20 protein-coding genes are annotated in these 20,329 nt (G+C 70.2%); 3 read left to right on the forward strand and 17 right to left on the reverse strand.

All coding sequences use genetic code 11. From position 1 onward, the window contains the following. Positions 1-48: 48 nt before the first annotated feature. The 16 genes from OHO27_RS26810 to OHO27_RS26885 all read right to left on the reverse strand — a co-directional run bounded on the left by OHO27_RS26810 (position 49) and on the right by OHO27_RS26885 (position 12,555). Positions 49-450 carry a gas vesicle protein K gene (locus tag OHO27_RS26810; protein ID WP_328427529.1) on the reverse strand — a complete coding sequence of 134 codons (402 nt, stop codon included), beginning with the start codon at positions 448-450 and terminating at the stop codon, positions 49-51. Next, the gene (locus tag OHO27_RS26815) at positions 434-691 is read right to left on the reverse strand and encodes a gas vesicle protein (protein WP_328427530.1); all 258 of its coding nucleotides are present in this window, start codon (positions 689-691) and stop codon (positions 434-436) included. Before OHO27_RS26815 ends, OHO27_RS26810 begins: the two co-directional genes overlap by 17 nt. After that, a complete protein-coding gene (locus OHO27_RS26820) occupies positions 688-1,506 on the reverse strand; it encodes a GvpL/GvpF family gas vesicle protein (protein ID WP_328427531.1) in 819 nt (272 codons plus the stop codon). The genes OHO27_RS26815 and OHO27_RS26820 overlap by 4 nt, the downstream gene beginning before the upstream one ends. Beyond that, positions 1,503-2,015 carry a gas vesicle protein gene (locus tag OHO27_RS26825; protein ID WP_328427532.1) on the reverse strand — a complete coding sequence of 171 codons (513 nt, stop codon included), beginning with the start codon at positions 2,013-2,015 and terminating at the stop codon, positions 1,503-1,505. The genes OHO27_RS26820 and OHO27_RS26825 overlap by 4 nt, the downstream gene beginning before the upstream one ends. A 64-nt stretch (positions 2,016-2,079) precedes the next feature. Next, a complete protein-coding gene (locus tag OHO27_RS26830) occupies positions 2,080-3,306 on the reverse strand; it encodes an SRPBCC family protein (protein WP_328427533.1) in 1,227 nt (408 codons plus the stop codon). Next, on the reverse strand, positions 3,299-3,874 hold the full coding sequence (locus OHO27_RS26835) for an ABC transporter substrate-binding protein (RefSeq protein ID WP_328427534.1): 576 nt from the start codon (positions 3,872-3,874) through the stop codon (positions 3,299-3,301). The genes OHO27_RS26830 and OHO27_RS26835 overlap by 8 nt, the downstream gene beginning before the upstream one ends. 48 nt (positions 3,875-3,922) lie before the next feature. After that, positions 3,923-4,189 carry a gas vesicle protein GvpG gene (locus OHO27_RS26840; RefSeq protein ID WP_328427535.1) on the reverse strand — a complete coding sequence of 89 codons (267 nt, stop codon included), beginning with the start codon at positions 4,187-4,189 and terminating at the stop codon, positions 3,923-3,925. 21 nt (positions 4,190-4,210) lie between these two features. Continuing rightward, positions 4,211-4,924, reverse strand: coding sequence for a GvpL/GvpF family gas vesicle protein (locus OHO27_RS26845; RefSeq protein WP_328427536.1), 714 nt, complete (start codon positions 4,922-4,924; stop codon positions 4,211-4,213). Between the two features lie 8 nt (positions 4,925-4,932). Continuing rightward, complete coding sequence (gene gvpJ / locus OHO27_RS26850; RefSeq protein WP_328427537.1) at positions 4,933-5,433, reverse strand: gas vesicle protein GvpJ; 501 nt, start codon at positions 5,431-5,433, stop codon at positions 4,933-4,935. Between the two features lie 110 nt (positions 5,434-5,543). Then, entirely contained in the window at positions 5,544-5,876 is a 333-nt protein-coding gene (locus OHO27_RS26855) for a gas vesicle protein GvpO (protein WP_328427538.1), read from the reverse strand. Between the two features lie 64 nt (positions 5,877-5,940). Continuing rightward, complete coding sequence (locus OHO27_RS26860; RefSeq protein ID WP_328427539.1) at positions 5,941-6,327, reverse strand: DUF937 domain-containing protein; 387 nt, start codon at positions 6,325-6,327, stop codon at positions 5,941-5,943. A gap of 302 nt (positions 6,328-6,629) precedes the next feature. Continuing rightward, positions 6,630-7,019 carry a D-ribose pyranase gene (gene rbsD, locus OHO27_RS26865; protein WP_328427540.1) on the reverse strand — a complete coding sequence of 130 codons (390 nt, stop codon included), beginning with the start codon at positions 7,017-7,019 and terminating at the stop codon, positions 6,630-6,632. After that, positions 7,016-7,918, reverse strand: a complete 903-nt coding sequence (locus OHO27_RS26870; RefSeq protein ID WP_328427541.1) for a ribokinase — start codon at positions 7,916-7,918, stop codon at positions 7,016-7,018. Before OHO27_RS26870 ends, rbsD begins: the two co-directional genes overlap by 4 nt. A 137-nt stretch (positions 7,919-8,055) precedes the next feature. Then, the gene (locus OHO27_RS26875; RefSeq protein WP_328427542.1) at positions 8,056-10,002 is read right to left on the reverse strand and encodes an ABC transporter permease/substrate-binding protein; all 1,947 of its coding nucleotides are present in this window, start codon (positions 10,000-10,002) and stop codon (positions 8,056-8,058) included. Then, positions 9,992-11,521 (reverse strand): sugar ABC transporter ATP-binding protein, encoded by a 1,530-nt coding sequence (locus OHO27_RS26880; RefSeq protein ID WP_328427543.1) that lies wholly within the window; start codon positions 11,519-11,521, stop codon positions 9,992-9,994. Before OHO27_RS26880 ends, OHO27_RS26875 begins: the two co-directional genes overlap by 11 nt. After that, entirely contained in the window at positions 11,518-12,555 is a 1,038-nt protein-coding gene (locus OHO27_RS26885) for a LacI family DNA-binding transcriptional regulator (protein ID WP_328427544.1), read from the reverse strand. Before OHO27_RS26885 ends, OHO27_RS26880 begins: the two co-directional genes overlap by 4 nt. A gap of 239 nt (positions 12,556-12,794) precedes the next feature. Here OHO27_RS26885 and OHO27_RS26890 point away from each other — a divergent pair, with 239 nt between their 5' ends. From OHO27_RS26890 to OHO27_RS26900, 3 genes are all read left to right on the forward strand, one after another. After that, on the forward strand, positions 12,795-13,160 hold the full coding sequence (locus tag OHO27_RS26890) for a hypothetical protein (protein WP_328427545.1): 366 nt from the start codon (positions 12,795-12,797) through the stop codon (positions 13,158-13,160). 82 nt (positions 13,161-13,242) lie between these two features. Continuing rightward, the gene (gene recD2, locus OHO27_RS26895; RefSeq protein ID WP_328427546.1) at positions 13,243-15,498 is read left to right on the forward strand and encodes an SF1B family DNA helicase RecD2; all 2,256 of its coding nucleotides are present in this window, start codon (positions 13,243-13,245) and stop codon (positions 15,496-15,498) included. A gap of 265 nt (positions 15,499-15,763) precedes the next feature. Continuing rightward, on the forward strand, positions 15,764-17,053 hold the full coding sequence (locus OHO27_RS26900; protein WP_328427547.1) for a citrate synthase: 1,290 nt from the start codon (positions 15,764-15,766) through the stop codon (positions 17,051-17,053). A gap of 1,012 nt (positions 17,054-18,065) precedes the next feature. Here the strand turns inward: OHO27_RS26900 and OHO27_RS26905 are convergent. Continuing rightward, on the reverse strand, positions 18,066-20,327 hold the full coding sequence (locus tag OHO27_RS26905) for a heavy metal translocating P-type ATPase (RefSeq protein WP_443059602.1): 2,262 nt from the start codon (positions 20,325-20,327) through the stop codon (positions 18,066-18,068). Positions 20,328-20,329: the final 2 nt, after the last annotated feature.

Below are 20,329 nucleotides of genomic sequence, written 5' to 3' on the forward strand. Positions count from 1 at the left end.
AGCTCGCGCACGCGAACGTCGCCGGGCCGGCCCGGTGACGAGGGCGCCTCACGGCGGGGGGAGCAGGGTGCCCAGCGGGCCCAGGTCGAGGTTGAGGTCCTCCAGGGTGAGGTCGTAGCGGTCGCAGAGTTCGGTCATGCGGTCGTGGAGGAGCATCAGGGTGAGGCCGAGGCGTTCCTCCTGGTCCTCGGTCAGGTTGCCCTCGTCGACGCGGTGCATGGCCTGGCGCTCCATCAGCTGGCGCAGGAGTTCGACGATGGTCAGGACCAGTTTGACCAGGTCGCGCTCCACGGTGTCGGGGTCGGCGTGGAGGCGGCGGGCGGCGGACCGTCCAGCGGATGGTGACGCCATGTCGTCCGGGCTCGCGGGCAGCAGCGAGAACGCTCGGTGAGCGGCCTGCGCGACCTCGCGCAGCCGGTCGGGGGACGGTCGGTCAGCCGGGCTCGTCACCGTGACCGCCGTACTCCGTGGGCGTCCGGTCCTGCAGCACGGGCGCCCACTGCTCCTCCACCTGCTCGCGGATGGCGATCACCACCGCGCGCAACGAGATCCGTACCAGGTCGATGTCCGCGATGGACAGCACGACATCGCCGGTGAGCACCACCCCGCCGCTCAGCAAGCGGTCGAGCAGGTCGATCAGCGCGACCTGGCGTCCGGCCAGGGGGCGGTCGTCGTCGTAGTACTCGGTCACCGTTGTCGCGCCCCTTCGGCGGGAGTCGCGAAGGAGTACGGCGCCCAGGGGCCGGTGACCTCCACCCGTACGCCGGGCAGGTCGTCCGCGGCGTGCAGCATCCGCTCGCGGAACTCCGCGGCCAGGTCGCGCGGTACGAGGTAGGCGTCGTTGGCCAGGTTCTCGCCGCGGGCGTCGGCCAGGGTGCCCTGCTGGGGGCGGTGCCGGGAGCGCTCCACCGCGAGACCGCGCGCCCGTTCCTCCGTGCGGCGCACGGCCTCCTCCGCGGCGCGCCGGGTGTCCTCGTGCGCCTGGCGGTGCTGTCTGCGGGTGCGCAGATATGCGCGCCCGGGCGCCCCGTCGGCGGTGGACGAGCCCGGTGCCGCGGACGGGGTCGCCGGCTCGGAGGCGGGCGGGACCTCGGCGTACACCTTCACGCCCCACTCCACGTGGGCGTCGAACCGGTCGAGCAGTTCGGCGAAGGGCTGCTGACGCTCGCTCAGCATCCGCTCGACCCGGCTCTCGTCGAGATACACCGTGGCCAGCCGCAGGGGGAGGACGGTCACTCGGGCGGCCAGCGTCTCGATGACGAGGTGGTGGGCGCGGGCCGTCGACTCCAGCCAGTCGAGGTCCTCCAGGCGCGACTTCAGGGCCGACTCGGAGAACTCCTCCCCGGGCACCTCGCTGACCGCGGCTGCCAGCGCGCCTGAACGGACCAGGGTGACGGGGGCGCCCGCCACCCCGCGGAGGTCGGCCAGTTGCTCGTGCGTTGCCTGGGCCGCCGCGCCCGGCGAGCGGATCACGGCGTACGCGTAGCTCAGCTGCTGCCCGGTCATGACTCCCGGTCCTCGGAGTCGTCCTTGGAGTCGTCCTTCCTGCGCTTGGTGCGTCGCGGTTCGGCGGTGGGCTCGCGCTCCGCCGCACGCGACCGGCGGCGACCGCCCGAGCCGCGTTCGGGCAACTCGCCCGCGGACTCTGCCTTCTCGACCTTCTCGGCTTTCTCGGACTTCTCCACTTTGCGGCGCAGCTCCTCCACCTCCTCGCGCAGGCGCTCGTTCTGCTCCTTCAGGTTGTGCCGCTGGTCGGCTCGGGAGGACAGCGCGGGGTCGTGCTCCCACCAGTCGATGCCGATCTCCTTGGCCTTGTCGACCGAGGCCACCAGGAGGCGGAGCTTGATGGTGAGCAGCTCGATGTCGAGCAGGTTGATCTTGATGTCTCCGACGATGACGATGCCCTTGTCGAGCACGCGTTCAAGGATGTCGGCGAGGTTCGCGCTGGATCCCCCGCCGCCGCCGTACGGAGACAGCGCCGGGGATGTGGAGCGGCTGGGGACGGGCTCGGTCACGGCGTACTCGACCTCGTTTCCCGGAAGCACCCACGGTCACTCCCGGCCGCGCGCTCGGCCACGGTCAGACACGGCGGCGGCGCTTGGGGCGGGGTTGCTCGTCGGTGTCGTCGTTGCGGTCGTCAGGTTCTCGGTCTTCGTCCTCTTCCTCGTCCTCGTCTTCGTCCTGGTCCTCCTCCCAGTCGTCCTCGGCGTCCTCGCCGCGCTGGTCGTCGTCGGGTTCCTCGTCCTCGTACCGGCCCTCGGGCCCCTCGTCCTCGTCGGCCTCCTGGTCCTCGTCCTCCTCCTCGTCGTACTCGTCCTCGGGCTCCTCTCCCTCCTGATCGGCCCGGCCTTCCTCGGACTCCTCGCCGTCCTCCGCCGCCTCGACCTCCTCCGGCTCGCGGACCACCTCGCCCTCGCGGATCTCGCCGCGCCAGCCCCCGGTGGCCTCCCCGCGCATCATCACGAAGGTGCGGTAGAGCTTCAGGTCGAGACGGGCGCGACGGCCCTGGGACCGCACCCAGCTCCCCACCTTCTCCACCGGCCCCTGCGGGAAGTACCGCAGGACGAGCAGCACCTTGGTGAGGTTCTCCGTGATCGGGTGGAAGGTGACGACGCCCTGTGTGGTGCCGCGCTCGCCGCTGGACGTCCAGGCGATGCGCTCGTCGGGCACCTGTTCCGTGATCATGCCGCGCAACTGCCGTTTGGACTTGCCGACCTTCATGTGCCACCTGGTCGTGGTGTCGTCCTGCTGCTCGACGCTGACCACGCCCTTGGCGAACCGCTCGAACTCCTGGAACTGCGTCCACTGGTCGTAGGCCTCGCGCACGGGCACGCCCACGTCGATGTCCTCGATGATGGTGAGTCCCTTGCCCATGCTCTGCGGGTCGCTCCCCGCGCCTTTGCCCTGGCCGGAGTCCGTGTCCTCGTCGTCGCTCTGCCCGGACCCCTGCCCGGTTGCCTCCTTGGCCGTGCCCACCACCGTGTCCTTGGCGTGCGAAGCCGTCTCCTTCGCCTGGGAGGCGGTCGAGGTCAGTGCCCCCACTCCCGAGGGCAGGTGGCCGCCGAGCTTCTTGCCGCCCCGGGCAACCGCGTGCGTCAGCCCGCGTGGACTGACGTGCGCCTCACCCAGCCGGCGCGCGCCCGCGCCGAGCCGGTCGCCCAGGCCCTCCAGCAGCACCTGGAGGCGGGCCTCGATGTAGTGCTCCAGCTCGTCCTTCAGCCGATGCGTGCCCGACTCCTGCTCGTCGGCCTTCGCTTTGGTCCCCGTACCGCCCGAGCCGCGTCCCGTCGCCCTGCCCTCAGCCATCGTCCCGCCTCCTCGACCGCGCACCGCCGCCGCTGCTGCCCGAGCGGCTCTGTGACGTGGAGGTCTTCCGCTTGCGGGGCTGTTCAGCGTCCTGCTTCCCGGACTTGCCGCTGCCGCTGCCCTGCGTCTTGCCGCGCCCCGAGCTCCGAGACGTCTCCGACCGGGCCTTCTGCCGGGACGGCCCCGGCTTCCCCTGGGACTTCCCCCGGGGCTCCTCGCCGTTCTCCTCGTCCGGTTCCTCGTCCGGTTCCGCGTCCTGCTCCTCTTCCTGTGCCTCCGCTCCCTCCTGCAACCCGGACGTGCGTTCGTGCAGGGCGTCGGCCAGGTTGCCGGCCTTCGCGCTCAGGAGGTTGGTCGCGGCCGCCTTCCCCGCGCCGGTCAGTTCGGAGCGCACCTGGTCGGTGAGGGTGTGCACGAAGGGGGACTCCTGGAGGGCCTTGCCGACCTGCCCGGGGTTCATCCGTGAGCCCGCGAGCAGCGCGCCGAGGCTGAGGGCGAGCTTCGCCTTCTTGGACCGCCCCAGCAGATAGCCGCCCAGCAGGGCCGTGCCGATCTTGGCGTTGTTCATGGCCTTGCCTCTTCTCCTCACCCGAGCGGCAGCCCGCGATCCCGCGCGTCACTGCCCAGGAGACTGTCCGCCCTGTCGCAGCTGGTAGGCCCTGATCTCCTCCAGGCGGTGCAGCAGTGCCTCCTCCTGCCGTGCGAACTCCTCGTCGTCGATACTGCCCTCGTCGAGCGCCCGCTCCAGATTCACGAGCGCCTCCTGCACGGGGGTCGGGTCGTAGTACTCGTCCTCGGCGGTCTTGACCACCTTGTCGAGCACCCAGCCGACGCCCCGGACGGGAGCGAACGGCAGCGTCAGAATCCCGGTGACCAGTCCCACGGCACCTCCTCGCGCCTCACATCAGACGAAGCTGTACGGCGGCAGGGGACCCCGCAGCCGCAACTCCACGCCCTCGCCGTAGCGTTCGGCCAGCTCCCGGCAGGTCCGGCCGAACTCCTCGAACTGCTCGTCCGCCACGAGGAAGGACGCGCTGACGAAGTACTGCTTCGATGCCGGCGCGACCTGCTCTGCCGAGGCGAGCGGCCGCAGCGCGGCGAGAATGTCCTCGGCGATGGCGTTCTCGCGGCCCTGCACTTCCTGGGCCACCACCTGGCCGAGTGCTAGCCGGTCCTCGTACGTCCCGCCGCCCTCCCGGGTCCGCTCGTTCAGCTCACGGGCCTGCGGGCTCTGCTCCAGGACGGCACGCAGCGACGTGTCCTCGTCGAGGACGCCCTTGACGTTGAACTCCGCGTGTCCGGCAAGCTCGTCCAGCCGCTGCGCGAACAGCTGCGCCCGCTCCTCCAGGACGCCGCGTACGGCCTCCTCGTCCGCGGCGACGAAACCGAAGCTGAGCGGCAGCGTGGGGCCGTCGGTCCACAGCCGTTCCTGGACGTCGTTGTGCGCCTGCAGGTCCCGGCGGGCGACCGAGAGGTCGTCCGGGGCCTCGCTGACGACGGCACACAGGGAGTCGCCGCGCACCACGCGCACCTCGCCGGGCGGCTCGCCCACGCCTTTGACGTCGCTCAGGTCGAGGGGGTGCGAGTCCTTGGTGATCGCGTACACATACACGGACATCGGCTCGCTCACTCCTCCCGGTCCCGTGCGGAGTGACGTTCCGAACGGCGTTCGGAGCGCTCACGCCGTTTCTCGCGCGCCGGCCTGCGCTCCTGCTCGGCGTCCGCCTCCGCGTCCTCGTCCGCGGCTTCGTCCTCGTCACCGTCGCCCTTGAAGGAATCGGTGATGGCCTCGACGGCGCCCGACAGCGCTCCCTTGCTCTTGCCGCGTGCCCCGCTCTCGACGGAGCCTCCGACAAGGTCGGTCAGCTGCGCGGGCGACTTGCTGCCCGACTCCAGATCCAGCCGGTTGGTCGCCTCGGCGAAGCGCAGATACGTGTCCACGCTGGCCACGACCACCCGCGCGTCGATCTTCAGGATCTCGATGCCCACGAGGGACACCCGGACGAACGCGTCAATGACCAGGCCCCGGTCGAGGACGAGTTCCAGCACGTCGTAGAGGTTCCCCGAGCCGCCTCCGGCGGCGCCGGGGACACCACCGCCGCCGTTGCCCTGTGGCACCACAGTCACGGTGTCTTCCCTTCCGGCTCGGCTTCCGGTGAAATCAGCGAAATCCGACTTCCCGGGGAATCTCTGACAAAACCGACTTGTCAGAGAATTCCTGACGAAAGGGTCATGGCCTAGCGGCGATCTGCCCTGTCCACCTGCGAGCGCGTGTAACGACGCCCGCGCCTGTACGACACCAGTTGCCCCTCCCGGTCCAGAACCACCTGGTAGCTGGCCATCACGCTGGTCGTCTCGGGAATGCGTTCCAGTTCCACGACCTCGACGTCGGCTTCCCAGCCCTGATCCGTCGGCTTCAGCGAGGAGACCGACTCGGGAGCCCTCCCCAGCAGCTCACTGAGCTGTTCCGCCGCGGACCGTATGGCATCGGCGGCGGACATCCGCGCCTCGGCGGGCGCCTGCCGTGATGAGGAACGTGCCTTGCGCGGCTCGCGATCGCTCGTGATCATTCACCTTCTCGCCCTGACTCCTCAATCATCGGCCTCTCGCACAGCCCATGCCACTTCTCGCCCGCTACCTGCCGGCCGCCCGCTTCGTGAGCACCGCCGGCACCACCGGAACGAGCATCTCCACCACCCGGGACACGGCATCCTGAGGCAGCCCCGTCCTGCGGGCCACCGCGTCCGCGACCGGCTCGGCCTCCTTGGCCAGCAGCCCGGCCATGAGGCCGCCGGTCGCGAAGCCGCCCACGGTGGCCACGCCGGTGAGCGGGGCGTCGTGCGGCGTCGCGACGGATTCCGCCTCGGCGGACAGCGCCGCCACCGTCGTACCGACCATCTGCCGGGCCCCCGCCTCGTCCGTGCCCAGCAGCCTCGCGATGTCCCCGATCCGGTGGTCGCCGAGCTCGTCGAGCACGTCGTCCTGGAGGGAGGTGAGGGGGTTTGCGTCTACCTCTGACATGTCTGAAACGCTACTTCTGTCCCGGTTGCTGGGCACGCCGAAGCCGCCCCGAAAAAATGCCCGGAAAAATCCGCGGAGACCGTGCAACCCTTCCCGCACCTCGCCGGTCGTACTTGGCATCAGGACTCTTGGAGGGGGATCTGGGGGGATCGCGGGGGTTCTGATGGGGAGGGGAAACCCGAGGGGCTCGGTCGACGGACCGGGCCCCTCGAAACGTTCTTGGATCTCCAGGACTCCCCGGCATCTCCGGGACTCCCTGGGGATCTCCGGGACTCGAAGCGTGCCTGGACCTCGAAGCGTGCCTAGAAGAAGACCCCGCAGCGCAGCAGCACATTCGCGTACGGCCGCGCCTCGCCGGTCCGTACCACCAGCCGCGCCCCGGCCGACAGCTCCTTGAGCCGCTCGTGCGTGACCAGCCGCAGCTCGGGAAACTCCCCGTCCAGCAGCGCGGCCGCCGAGGGGTTCGCCTCGCGGATCTCCTGCGCCGCCGTCGCGCCCTCCACCACCAGCTCGGCCAGCAGACCGCCCAGCACCTCGGCGAAGGACGGCACGCCGGCCCGGAAGGCCAAGTCCACGACCCGGGGGCCGTCGGGTATCGGCATGCCCGCGTCGCACACCAGCACGCCGTCGCCGTGGCCCAACTCGGCGAGGGCGCCGGACAGGTGGCGGTTCAGTATTCCGGCCCTCTTCACAGCGCCTCGACCTCCGCCGCCGTCGGGAAGGACACCTGCGCGCCCTTGCGTGTCACGGCCACCGCGCCGACCCGGGCCGCGTACGCCGCCGCCTCGGCAAGGGACGCGCCCGTGCCGAGCCGCCAGGCCAGCGCGGCCGTGAAGGCGTCGCCCGCCCCCGTCGTGTCCACCGCGTCCACCTGCACGGACGGAACCCGCGTCACACCCTTGGCGGAGGCCACCAGAGCGCCCTCGCCGCCCAGGGTCACGACCACCGAGCGGGGCCCCTTCGCGAGCAGGATCCGCGCCCAGTCCTCGGGGGTGTCGCCCACCGCGGAGCCGCCGAGGATCACCTTCGCCTCGTGCTCGTTCACGATCAGCGGGTCACAGGCCGCCAGCACCTCGGCCGGCAGCGGGCGGGGCGGGGACGGGTTCAGCACGAAGCGGCTGCCGTCCGCCAGGCTGCGGACCACCTCGGCGACCGTCTCCAGCGGGATCTCCAGCTGGACCGACACCACCCGCGACGCCTGGAAGAGGCTCGCGGCGGCCCGTACGTCCTGCGGGGTGAGCCTGCCGTTGGCCCCGGGCGAGACCACGATGCTGTTGTCCCCGGACGGGTCCACCGTGATCAGCGCGACGCCGGTCGGCGCGCCGCCCACCAGGACGCCCACCGTGTCGACACCGGACTCCCGCTGCGAGTCGAGCAGCAGCCGGCCGTGCGCGTCGTCGCCGACCCGGGCCAGCAAGGCCGTACGGGCCCCGAGCCGGGCGGCCGCGACGGCCTGGTTCGCGCCTTTGCCGCCCGGGTGGACGGCCAGATCGGACCCGAGCACGGTCTCGCCGGCCCCCGGCCGGCGCTCGACGCCGATCACCAGGTCGGCGTTGGCCGACCCTACGACCAGGAGGTCGTAGTCGTACATGAGGTTGCTCCCCTGATAGGTCCCCGTGGTGACGTGCGGCGGGCGGCCGTCACCAGGTCCATGCTCCTGCAACGACCGCCCGCCCGTTCGCCGTTCCCTCGACTCCAGCCGGATGTCGGCCGGATGTGTGCGGAAGGTCAGCCGCCGAATCCGGCCACGTTCTCCTTCGTGACCACCTTCACCGGCACCTTCACGGTCTGCTCGACCTTCTTGCCCTGAAATGCCTTGAGCGCGTTGTCCACGGCGATCTTGCCGAGCTGGCTCGGCTGCTGTGCCACGGACGCGTACAGCGAGCCGCCCTTGACCGCGTTCAGGCCGTCGGGGGTGCCGTCGAAGCCGACCACGGAGACCGACTTGCCGGCCTTGGAACCCAGGGCCTTGATCGCGCCCAGCGCCATCTCGTCGTTGGCGGCGATGACGCCCTGGACGTCCGGGTGCGCCTGGAGCAGGTTCGACATCACGTCGAGCCCCTTGGTGCGGTCGAAGTCGGCGGGCTGCTGGGCGACGACCTGGATGCCCGGGTAGGCCTTGAGGCCGTTCGCGAAGCCCTGCGCGCGCTCACGGGCGGCGGAGGTGCCCGCCTGGCCCTGGAGGATCACGATCTTGCCCTTGCCGCCGAGCTTCTCGGCCACCGTCTTGGCGGCGAGCTCACCACCGGCGACGTTGTCGGAGGCGACCAGGGCCTCGGTCTGCGCGTTGTTGACGCCCCGGTCGACGGCGATGACCGGGATCTTCGCCTTGTCGGCGGCCTTCACGGAGTTGCTGGCCGCATCCGAGTCCACCGGGTTGACGATGATGGCGCCGACGCGCGAACTGGTGAAGTTCTGCAGCTGGTTGGCCTGCTGGGAGGCGTCGTTCTGGGCGTCCGTGACGGTCAGGTCGATGCCGAGCTTCTTCGCCTCGGCCTGGGCGCCCGCCCGGATCTGCACGAAGAAGGGGTTGTTGAGGGTGGACAAGGACAGGCCCATCTTCGGGTTCGACGACGAGGACGAGCCGTTGTGCAGGAAGGAGGTCGCCCCCACGATCGCCACGGTGACGACAGCCGCGAGCGCGTACGTCCCCGCCTGCTTCCCCTTGCCGCCGCCCGTTCCGGCCGTCACCGGGGTCGCCCCGGCCTTGCGGCGCAGCGTGTCGAACAGGACCGCCAGCGCGATCACGACGCCGATGACGACCTGCTGCCAGAAGGCGGACACGTTCAGCAGGTTCAGGCCGTTGCGCAGCACCGCCAGGATCAGCGCGCCGATCAGGGTGCCGGACGCCTTGCCGGTGCCGCCCGCGAGCGAGGCACCGCCGATGACGACCGCGGCGATCGCGTCCAGCTCGTAGCCGTCGGCGGCCTGCGGCTGCGCGGAGGACAGCCGGGCGGCGAGCACGACGCCCGCGACGGCGGCGAAGACGCCCGACAGGGCGTAGATGGCGAGCTTCTGCTTCTTCACGCGCAGACCCGACAGGCGCGCTGCCTCCTCGTTGCCGCCGATGGCGTACATCGAGCGGCCGATGTAGGTCCGGCCGAGCACGAAGGCGGCGATCAGACCCATCACGATCATCACGAGCACCGGCACCGGCAGCCAGCCGCCGAGCGTGTCACCGAGGTGCGAGACGGAGTCGGGGAGGGCGATGGGGGAGCCCTCGGAGATCACCAGTGACAGGCCGCGGGCCACCGAGAGCATCGCGAGCGTCGCGATGAACGGCGGGAGTTTGCCGTACGCGATGAGGAAGCCGTTGACGAGACCGGCCGCGATGCCGGTCGCGACGGCCAGCAGCACCCCTATGAAGACCGGCACCCCGTGCGAGGTCGCGGTCCACGCGAGGACGGTGGCCGACAGCGCCGCCACCGAACCGACCGACAGGTCGATGCCCGCCGAGACGATCACGAACGTGACGCCGAAGGCGAGGATGGCGGTCACGGCCGCCTGGACGCCGACGTTCAGGAGGTTGTCGGTGGTCAGGAAGTCGCCGGACAGCGCCGACATGGCGACGACCAGGACGATCAGCGCGGTGAGCGCGCCGTTGTCGAGCAGGAGTCGGCGAATTCCCGAGGCGCCACTCGCGCCCGGCGTGCTCTTGAGCGTGTCAGTGGCCACGGGGGGCCTCCGTTCCGGTCTTGTCGGTGGTGGGGTTGCTGACGGCGAGTGCCATCACGGCGTCCTGGGTGGCCTCGTCGGCCGTGAGCTCGCCCGCGATCCGGCCCTGGGCCATCACCAGGACCCGGTCGCTCATGCCGAGGACCTCGGGCAGGTCACTGGAGATCATCAGGACGGCGGCGCCGGCCGCGGTCAGTTCGTTGATGAGCTGGTAGATCTCGACCTTGGCGCCGACATCGATGCCGCGCGTGGGCTCGTCGAGGATCAGCACCTTGGTGTCGGCGAGCAGCCACTTGCCGATGACGACCTTCTGCTGGTTGCCGCCGGAGAGCGTGCGCACGTGCTGCCCGAGGCCCGCCATCCGCACGCCGAGCTGCCCCGCGATCCGCGCGGCCGCCGCACGCTGGCCCTTGAGGTCGACGAGACCCGCGCGCGTGGCGGACCGCAGCGTCACCAGGCCGAGGTTCTCCTCGACGGACGCGTCCAGCACCAGACCCTGGCCCTTGCGGTCCTCGGGGATGAGTCCGATGCCCGCGGTCATCGCCGCGTTGACGTCGTACTTCGGGACGGAGGACCCGGCGACCTTCACGGCCCCCTTGTCGTACGGGTCCGCCCCGAACACCGCCCGCACCACCTCGGTACGTCCGGCGCCGACCAGCCCCGCGATGCCGACCACCTCACCGGCGTGCACCGCGAAGCTGACGTCGTGGAAGACGCCGTCCCTGGTCAGCCCCTCGACGGTGAGCAACGCGGCGCCCTGGTCGGCGCGTTCACGCGGGTACTGCTGCTCGATGGAGCGGCCCACCATGAGCCGTACGAGCTCGTCCTCGGGCGTGGCGGCCGGAACCTGCCCGACGCTCCTGCCGTCCCGGATGACCGTCACCCGGTCGCCCAGGGCGGCGATCTCCTCCAGGTGATGGGTGATGAAGACGATCCCGACGCCGTCCTCGCGCAGCCTGCGCACGATCGAGAAGAGCTTCTCGACCTCCTCGGAGGTCAGCACGGCCGTCGGCTCGTCCATGATGAGCACGCGCGCGTTCAGGCTGAGCGCCTTCGCGATCTCGACCATCTGCAGCCGCGCGATGCCGAGTTCCCGCACGTGCGCGCGTGGGGACACATTGACGCCGACCCGCTTCAGCAGAACCTCGGCGTCGGCCTCCATCCGCTTCCGGTCGATCATCCCGAAGCGACGCGGTTGCCTCCCCAGGAAGATGTTCTCGGCGACCGTCAGATCGGGGACGAGGTTGAACTCCTGGTAGATGGTGGCGATCCCCAGGCGCTCGGAGTCCTGCGCACCATGGATGCGCGTCTCCTTGCCGCCGACCAGGATCCGCCCGGCGTCGGGCGTGTAGGCGCCGGAGAGCATCTTGATGAGGGTGCTCTTGCCCGCGCCGTTCTCACCGAGCAGCACATGCACCTCGCCGCGGCGCAGATCGAAGTCGACGCCGTCCAGGGCGATCACGCCGGGGAAGGTCTTCCGTATGCCCTCGATGCGCAGCAACTCGTCCGCGTTGCTCACGACTGGCTCCTGTTCGTTGCGGGGGACGGCTCCGGTGAAGCCGGTTGCTCGCCGCACGAGCGGCGTACGACGAGACGGGCGGGAAGGGTGACGGACTCGCCAGGCCGTCCCTCGACGCGGTCGACCAGGGCCCGTACGGCGGCCCGGCCCAGCTCGCCCGTCGGCTGGGCGATCGCGGTGATCGGCGGATCGGTGTGCACGAACCACGGGATGTCGTCGAAGGCGGCCAGGGCCAGGTCGTCCGGCACGCGCAGCCCACGCGCGCGTACGGCGTCCAGCGCGCCGAGCGCCATCAGGTTGTCGGCCGCGAACACGACCTCGGGCGGCTCGGGCAGGTCGAGGAAGCCCTCGGTGACCCGGCGCCCGCTCTCGGCCTGGAAGTCGCCCTGGCCTGTGTAGGCGTCGGGGAGTTCGAGGCCGTACGCGCCGAGCGCCTCGCGGAAGGCCTCCACGCGCTCCCGGCCGGTCGTGGTCGCCGCCGGGCCGGCGATGATCGCCAGCCGTCGGTGCCCGAGCCCGTGCAGATGCGCCACGAGATCCCGCACGGCGGTGCGCCCGTCCGACCGCACCACCGGCACGTCCACGCCCGGGATCCACCGGTCCACGAACACCATCGGCGTCCCCGCGCGGGCCGCGTCCAGCATCAGAGGCGAGCCGCCGTCGGTCGGGGAGACGAGGAGTCCGTCGATGCGCCGGTCCAGCAGGTTCCGTACGTGATGGTCCTGGAGGTCGGGCCGCTCGTCGGCGTTGCCGATGATCACGCTGTAGCCGAGCGCGCGGGCCTCCTCCTCGACGGAGCGGGCCAGTTCGGTGAAGTAGGGGTTCATCACGTCGCTGATGACCAGGCCGAGGGTGTGGGTCTGGTCCGTGCGCAGGGAGCGGGCGACGGCGTTCGGGCGGTAGCCCAGGGTCTCGACGGCGGCCAGCACGCGTGCGCGTGCCTCGGCGCTGACCGACGGATGGTCGTTCAGGACGCGCGAGACCGTGGCGACGGACACGCCCGCCTCGGCAGCGACGTCCTTGATGCTCGCCATCGCCGCTCCACCTCCTTGTGGATCGTTCGTCGTCGATGGTCGTGACATCGTGGAATCGATTACATCGACGTGTATGGAGGATTGGAATCGATTACACGCCCGTTAATCAACCCCTCAACCACATCCCGAAACCGGATCGTGATGTCGGCCCTGTGGTGTCGCGGCGGGCTGCGGGACGGCTCAGGCTGGAAGTGCGGGGGCGTTTCCCCAGGCCCCGTGCGGGCCGGAGCGGAGGGATCATGACGGCAGCGACTCGCGACGACGTGCCCGTCGTCCTCGGCGGCGACGGCGTGGAGGTGCGCACCAGGACGATCGGCGGCGGCATGTCCGTCGGCTACATCAGCCTGCCGGAGGGCACGGACATGGGCCCCGCCCTGAAGGGCCTCGAGGGCGACGCCTGCCCGTGCCCGCACTGGGGCTACCTGCTCAAAGGCCGGCTGCGGATGCTGACGCCCGAGGGCGAGGAGTACTACGAGGCGGGCCAGGCGTACTACTGGGGGCCCGGGCATGTCCCCGTGGCGGTGGAGGACTGCGAGTTCGTCGAGTTCTCACCCGCCGAGGACTTCCAGCGAGTCATCGACCACGTGAGGTCACAGGCCGGGTGACTGCTGCCGGCCGCGGTCCACAGTCTTCCCGCGCTGTCCACAGCCGTCCTGCGTTGTCGTACCCGCCCGGTAGCGTCGGATCATGTCCAACCAGGCGGGGAACTCCACGGGCGAGCGGAAACTGGCCGTGCTCGAAGGCGTGCTGGAGAGAATCACGTACGCCAACGAGGAGAACGGCTACACGGTCGCCCGCGTCGACACCGGCAGGGGCGGCGGCGACCTCCTCACGGTCGTCGGCGCCCTGCTCGGCGCCCAGGTGGGCGAGTCCCTGCGAATGGAGGGCCGTTGGGGTTCCCACCCCCAGTACGGCAAGCAGTTCACCGTCGAGAACTACACGACCGTTCTCCCGGCCACCGTCCAGGGCATCCGCCGCTATCTCGGCTCCGGCCTGGTCAAGGGCATCGGCCCCGTCTTCGCCGACCGCATCACCCAGCACTTCGGCCTGGACACCCTGGAGATCATCGAGGAGGAGCCCAAGCGGCTCATCGAGGTCCCCGGCCTCGGACCGAAGCGGACGAAGAAGATCACCGACGCCTGGGAGGAACAGAAGGCGATCAAGGAGGTCATGCTCTTCCTCCAGACCGTCGAGGTGTCCACCTCCATCGCCGTGCGGATCTACAAGAAGTACGGCGACGCCTCGATCTCGGTCGTGAAGAACCAGCCGTACCGGCTGGCGTCCGACGTCTGGGGCATCGGCTTCCTCACCGCCGACAAGATCGCCCAGTCCGTGGGCATCCCGCACGACAGCCCGGAGCGGGTCAAGGCGGGCCTGCAGTACGCGCTGTCGCAGGCCACCGACCAGGGCAACTGCTACCTCCCCGAGGAGCGCCTGATCGCTGACGCGGTGAAGCTGCTCCAGGTCGACACGGGCCTCGTCATCGAGTGCCTTGCCGAACTCGCCCAGGTCCCCGAGGACGGCGGCGACCCCGGTGTCGTACGGGAGAAGGTGCCCGGTCCCGACGGCCACTCGGAGCCCGTGACGGCCGTCTACCTCGTCCCCTTCCACCGGGCCGAACTCGCCCTCTCCGCCCAGCTGTTGCGCCTGCTGCGCACCGACGAGGACCGGATGCCGGGCTTCCACGACGTGGCCTGGGACAAGGCGCTGGGCTGGCTGAAGGACCGTACGGGCGCGGACCTCGCGCCCGAGCAGGAGGCCGCCGTCAAGCTGGCGCTGACGAAGAAGGTCGCCGTTCTCACCGGCGGCCCTGGCTGCGGCAAGTCCTTCACGGTCCGCTCGATCGTGGAGCTGGCCCGCGCGAAGAAGGCCAGGGTCGTGCTGGCCGCCCCCACCGGCCGCGCCGCCAAGCGCCTGGCCGAGCTGACCGGAGCCGAGGCCTCCACCGTCCATCGCCTCCTGGAGCTCAAGCCCGGCGGCGACGCGGCGTACGACAAGGACCGCCCGCTCCAGGCCGACCTGGTGGTGGTCGACGAGGCGTCCATGCTGGACCTGCTGCTCGCCAACAAGCTGGTGAAGGCCGTACCGCCGGGTGCCCATCTGCTCTTCGTCGGCGACGTCGACCAGCTGCCCAGCGTCGGCGCGGGAGAGGTCCTCAGGGACCTGCTCGCCGACGGCAGCCCCGTCCCGGCCGTCCGCCTCACGCGCGTGTTCCGCCAGGCCCAGCAATCGGGTGTGGTGACCAACGCGCACCGGATCAACGCCGGGCAGCATCCCGTCACCGACGGCATGAAGGACTTCTTCCTCTTCGTCGAGGACGACACGGAGGAGGCCGGACGGCTCACGGTCGACGTGGCGGCCCGTCGGGTTCCGGCCAAGTTCGGCCTCGATCCACGCCGGGACGTCCAGGTCCTGGCCCCCGTGCACCGGGGCCCGGCCGGCGCGGGCACGCTGAACGGCCTGCTCCAGCAGGCCATCACCCCCGGGCGCCCCGATCTCGCGGAGAAGCGGTTCGGCGGCCGGGTCTTCCGCGTCGGCGACAAGGTCACCCAGATTCGCAACAATTACGAGAAGGGCGAGAACGGCGTCTTCAACGGCACCGTGGGCGTGGTCACCTCGCTCGACCCGGTCGACCAGCGCCTCACGGTGCTGACGGACGAGGACGAGGAGGTTCCGTACGAATTCGACGAACTGGACGAGCTGGCACACGCGTACGCGGTGACCATCCACCGTTCACAGGGAAGTGAATATCCCGCAGTGGTGATCCCCGTCACCACCGGAGCATGGATGATGCTCCAGCGGAACCTGCTGTACACGGCGGTGACCCGGGCCAAGCAGCTGGTCGTCCTCGTCGGTTCACGCAAGGCGATCGGCCAGGCGGTGCGCACGGTGTCGGCGGGGCGGCGCTGCACGGCGCTCGACTTCCGACTGGCGGGCTCCTGAACCTGTTTTCGGGTCGCGCCGTCGGACACCTTCTGACCTGGCGATTCGTGAGACGCCCAAAAAAATGATCGATCAAACGAGTCGTGAAGGTCACAGAGCACTTCCCGATGGGGAGAACAGGGGGCAGGATGACAAGTTGGCGGCACTCAGTGCCGCCAATAGGCCCAATGGTCGACCCCGAGTGCACTCTCCTGAGCCGAATGGGGGAGGCTAGAGACAGTCAGGGCAACCTCGAAGATGAGGCACAACGTCGGTGAGGGAAGACGTGAGCGACAACTCTGTAGTACTGCGGTACGGCGACGGCGAGTACACCTACCCGGTGATTGACAGCACCGTCGGCGACAAGGGCTTCGACATCGGCAAACTCCGCGCCCAGACCGGTCTGGTGACGCTGGACAGCGGATACGGCAACACCGCCGCCTATAAATCCGCCATCACCTACCTCGACGGCGAGCAGGGGATCCTCCGCTACCGCGGCTACCCGATCGAGCAGCTGGCCGAGCGCTCCACCTTCCTGGAGGTGGCCTACCTGCTGATCAACGGTGAGCTGCCCACCGTCGACGAGCTCTCGACGTTCAAGAACGAGATCACGCAGCACACGCTGCTGCACGAGGACGTCAAGAACTTCTACAAGGGCTTCCCGCGCGACGCCCACCCGATGGCCATGCTGTCGTCGGTGGTCTCGGCGCTGTCCACGTTCTACCAGGACAGCCACAACCCGTTCGACGAGCGGCAGCGCAACCTCTCGACGATCCGTCTGCTCGCCAAGCTTCCGACGATCGCGGCGTACGCGTACAAGAAGTCGATCGGTCACCCGTTCGTCTACCCGCGAAACGACCTCGGTTACGTCGAGAACTTCCTGCGCATGACCTTCTCGGTCCCGGCCCAGGAGTTCGAGCTGGACCCGGTCGTGGTCTCCGCCCTCGACAAGCTCCTCATCCTGCACGCCGACCACGAGCAGAACTGCTCCACGTCGACGGTCCGCCTGGTGGGCTCGTCGCAGGCGAACATGTTCGCCTCGATCTCGGCCGGCATCTCGGCCCTCTGGGGCCCGCTGCACGGCGGCGCCAACCAGTCCGTCCTGGAGATGCTCGAGGGCATCCAGGCAGACGGCGGCGATGTCGACTCCTTCATCCGCAAGGTGAAGAACAAGGAGGACGGCGTCCGCCTGATGGGCTTCGGCCACCGGGTGTACAAGTCCTTCGACCCGCGCGCCAAGATCATCAAGGCGGCGGCGCACGACGTCCTCTCCGCCCTCGGCAAGTCCGACGAGCTGCTGGACATCGCCCTGAAGCTGGAGGAGCACGCGCTCTCCGACGAGTACTTCGTCTCGCGCAACCTCTACCCGAACGTCGACTTCTACACCGGCCTGATCTACCGGGCCATGGGCTTCCCGACCGAGATGTTCACGGTCCTGTTCGCCCTCGGCCGCCTCCCGGGCTGGATCGCCCAGTGGCACGAGATGATCAAGGAGCCGGGCTCCCGCATCGGCCGCCCGCGCCAGATCTACACGGGCGTGGTCGAGCGCGACTTCGTTCCGGTCGAGGAGCGCTGACACCTGCCGGTGGGGCGCCGCGCTGGTCGGCGCCGTCACACGGATCCCGTATGCAGAGCCCTGCGCACGACTTCGGTCGGGCGTGGGGCTCTTGTGCGTGCGGGGTGTTTCCCGGGTCCGGGGGCGGTGGCTCTGGTGACTTGCGCGGGAGACGGTCCTCTGTCTGGCCGGCGGCGGCGTCGTCACGGTCGGGCGCGGCCAGGGGAGCTTGGGGTGACCCGGGTGGCCTGTTGGGCCCCGGCGCGTACGGGAGTCGTCCCGTGCTGCCCTGGCGGACAGGTGGTGCCGTAGTCGCGATGGGGCGGGGTCAAGGCAGGGGCGGGGGTGCGTTGCCTGCGGGGAGTGCCGGCATCTGCGGGTGAGGGGCGGGCGCTTCCAGGCGCCCGGTCCCCGTGGGGTGGCTTGGCCGGAGACTGTGCGACGGGTCGGCATGGGCGCGGGCGTCGTCGAACGCGACTCGTTCCGGGCGGGTGCGGATAGCAGAAGGCGCCCTGGCGGCGGTCCCCCACGGGCCGACGTCCAGGGCGCCTTCCCATGTCCCGGTGCGGATTCCCCCCACGGGATCCGGCCGGGCGTCTGAGAGAACAGCGCCTGAATCGCTGTGTTACTGCCGTGCAGTTGAGCAAAACGAGCAGAACTCGCCGTACTACTGCTGTGTGCGGTCTGCCGGGACAGCGCACGGGCGGGAGGGCCGCTCAAAGCTTCCCGACGTACGTGCCCCGGCAACGCAACTCTGAGGAAGTCCCCCAAGACATCCTCAGATGCCAACCAACGCCCCCCAAGACGCTGCCTGACATCGTCAACTTAGACCTTCGAACCCCTTCGATGGTTACGTTCACATCACTGTGATCTGCGTCTCTTGCATATGTCCGTTAGATACGCAAGAGCCCCGATATGGCGATCGGGACCCAAGCGTAAGGACGATGCGCGAGTCTTGTGAAGAGCTTATGTGAGCCTGGCGCCGGACTCCAGAGGGGTTCTTACTCGGACTTCGCCGAAAAGTCCGTAGCCTTCACCGAAAAGTCCGAAGTCGCAGGCTGTTCGACACCACGAAAACCGACGAAAAGGCCATCGCGGCTCCCGCGATCATCGGATTCAGCAACCCCGCCGCGGCCAGCGGCAACGCGGCGACGTTGTACCCGAAGGCCCACACCAGGTTGCCCTTGATCGTGGCGAGCGTCCGCCGGGACAGCCGGATGGCGTCCGCCGCCACCCGCAGATCGCCGCGCACCAGCGTCAGATCGCTCGCCTCGATCGCCGCGTCGGTCCCCGTCCCCATCGCAAGACCCAGATCGGCGGTGGCAAGTGCGGCCGCGTCGTTGACGCCGTCGCCCACCATGGCCACGCAGCGCCCCTCGCGCCGCAGCCGCCGTACGGCCTCGACCTTGTCCTCGGGCAGGACCTCCGCGATCACAGAATCGGTACCGATACCGACCGCGGTCGCCACCGCCTCGGCGACCGCCCGGTTGTCCCCGGTCAGCAGCATCGGAGTGAGCCCCAGCGCGCGCAGCTCGCGCACCGCCTCGGCGCTGGTCTCCTTCACCGCGTCCGCGACGGCGACGACACCGCGGGCCGCCCCGTCCCACCCGACCACGACGGCCGTACGACCGCCTCTCTCGGCCTCTTCCTTGGCGCCGGCCAGCCCGGCCGGCAGGACGTCGTACAGGCGCCCCACGGCCACGTCACGGCCCTCCACGCGCCCGCGTACGCCTCGCCCGGGCGCGTTCTCGAACCCCTCGACCTGCGGCAGCCGCCCGAGCCGCTGCTCCGCGCCCACGGCGACCGCCCGGGCGACGGGATGCTCGGAGGCGTGCTCCACGGCACCCGCGAGCCGCAGCACCTCGTCCTCGTCGGTGCCCTCGGCGGCGTACACCCTCTGGAGGGTCATGCGGCCGGTGGTGACCGTGCCGGTCTTGTCCAGGACGACGGTGTCTACCCGGCGCGTGGACTCCAGCACCTCGGGGCCCTTGATCAGGATGCCGAGCTGCGCGCCGCGTCCCGTGCCGACCATGAGGGCCGTGGGCGTGGCCAGGCCCAGTGCGCACGGGCAGGCGATGATCAGTACGGCGACGGCCGCGGTGAAGGCGGCGACCGTGTCGTCGGTGAGGCCGAGCCATGCGCCGAAGGTGGCGACAGCGAGGAGGATGACCGCCGGCACGAACACCGCGGAGATCCGGTCGGCGAGCCGCTGCACCTCTGCCTTGCCGTTCTGCGCGTCCTCCACCAGCTTCGCCATCCGCGCGAGCTGCGTGTCGCCGCCGACCCGGGTCGCCTCGACGACCAGCCGCCCGCCCGCGTTGACCGTCGCACCGGTGACCGCGTCCCCGACCGTCACGTCCACCGGTACGGACTCGCCGGTCAGCATGGACGCGTCCACCGCGGAGGCGCCCTCGACGACGGTGCCGTCGGTGGCGATCTTCTCGCCGGGCCGTACGGCGAACCGGTCGCCGACCGCCAGCCGGCCGACCGGGACGCGGACTTCGCGCCCGTCGCGCACTACGGTCACGTCCTTCGCGCCGAGCTCCATCAGGGCGCGCAGCGCCGCTCCCGCGCGGCGCTTGGAGCGGGCCTCCAGATAGCGGCCGAGGAGGATGAAGGTGACGACCCCGGAGGCCACTTCGAGGTAGATCTGCGAGGCGCCGTCCACCCGGGAGACGGTGAACTCGAAGGTGTCGTGCATACCGGGCATGCCTGCGTCGCCGAGGAACAGCGCCCACAGCGACCAGCCGTACGCCGCCAGGGTGCCCATCGAGATCAGCGTGTCCATGGTCGCCGCGCCGTGCCGGGCGTTCGTGAACGCGGCCCGGTGGAAGGGCAGTCCGCCCCAGACGACGACCGGCGAGGCGAGGGTGAGTGCCAGCCACTGCCAGTTGTCGAACTGCAGGGCCGGGATCATCGACAGCAGGATGACGGGTACGGCGAGCAGGGCGGAGACGGTCAGACGCCGGCGGTAGCCGGTCAGTTCGGGGTCTTCGGGCGACTCCTCGGGCGCGGGCTCCGGGGGAGCCGGCTCCTCGGCCGTGTACCCCGTCCTCTCCACCGTGGCGATCAGGTCGGCGACCTGGACGCCCGCGGGGAAGCTGACCTTCGCCTTCTCCGTCGCGTAGTTCACCGTGGCGGTCACGCCGTCCATGCGATTGAGCTTCTTCTCGACGCGGGCCGCGCAGGAGGCGCAGGTCATCCCGCCGATGAGCAGCTCGACCTCCGAGGGGGCGGCCGTCGAGGGCGGGCGCGGTGCCTCGGTTATCGGAGGTTGGTCGGTGGCGCGGGTCATGA

Origin of the sequence: Streptomyces sp. NBC_00443, assembly GCF_036014175.1 — a bacterium.
Lineage (GTDB): Bacteria > Actinomycetota > Actinomycetes > Streptomycetales > Streptomycetaceae > Streptomyces.

Coding starts and splice junctions, on each gene's coding strand:
- OHO27_RS26835 (WP_328427534.1), bottom strand. CDS start 3,874: ATGAACAACGCCAAGATCGGCACGGCCCTGCTGGGCGGCTATCTGCTG.
- OHO27_RS26855 (WP_328427538.1), bottom strand. CDS start 5,876: ATGATCACGAGCGATCGCGAGCCGCGCAAGGCACGTTCCTCATCACGG.
- OHO27_RS26860 (WP_328427539.1), bottom strand. CDS start 6,327: ATGTCAGAGGTAGACGCAAACCCCCTCACCTCCCTCCAGGACGACGTG.
- OHO27_RS26905 (WP_443059602.1), bottom strand. CDS start 20,327: ATGACCCGCGCCACCGACCAACCTCCGATAACCGAGGCACCGCGCCCG.
- OHO27_RS26890 (WP_328427545.1), top strand. CDS start 12,795: ATGACGGCAGCGACTCGCGACGACGTGCCCGTCGTCCTCGGCGGCGAC.
- OHO27_RS26845 (WP_328427536.1), bottom strand. CDS start 4,924: ATGTCCGTGTATGTGTACGCGATCACCAAGGACTCGCACCCCCTCGAC.
- OHO27_RS26820 (WP_328427531.1), bottom strand. CDS start 1,506: ATGACCGGGCAGCAGCTGAGCTACGCGTACGCCGTGATCCGCTCGCCG.
- OHO27_RS26870 (WP_328427541.1), bottom strand. CDS start 7,918: ATGTACGACTACGACCTCCTGGTCGTAGGGTCGGCCAACGCCGACCTG.
- OHO27_RS26885 (WP_328427544.1), bottom strand. CDS start 12,555: ATGGCGAGCATCAAGGACGTCGCTGCCGAGGCGGGCGTGTCCGTCGCC.
- OHO27_RS26830 (WP_328427533.1), bottom strand. CDS start 3,306: ATGGCTGAGGGCAGGGCGACGGGACGCGGCTCGGGCGGTACGGGGACC.
- recD2 (WP_328427546.1), top strand. CDS start 13,243: ATGTCCAACCAGGCGGGGAACTCCACGGGCGAGCGGAAACTGGCCGTG.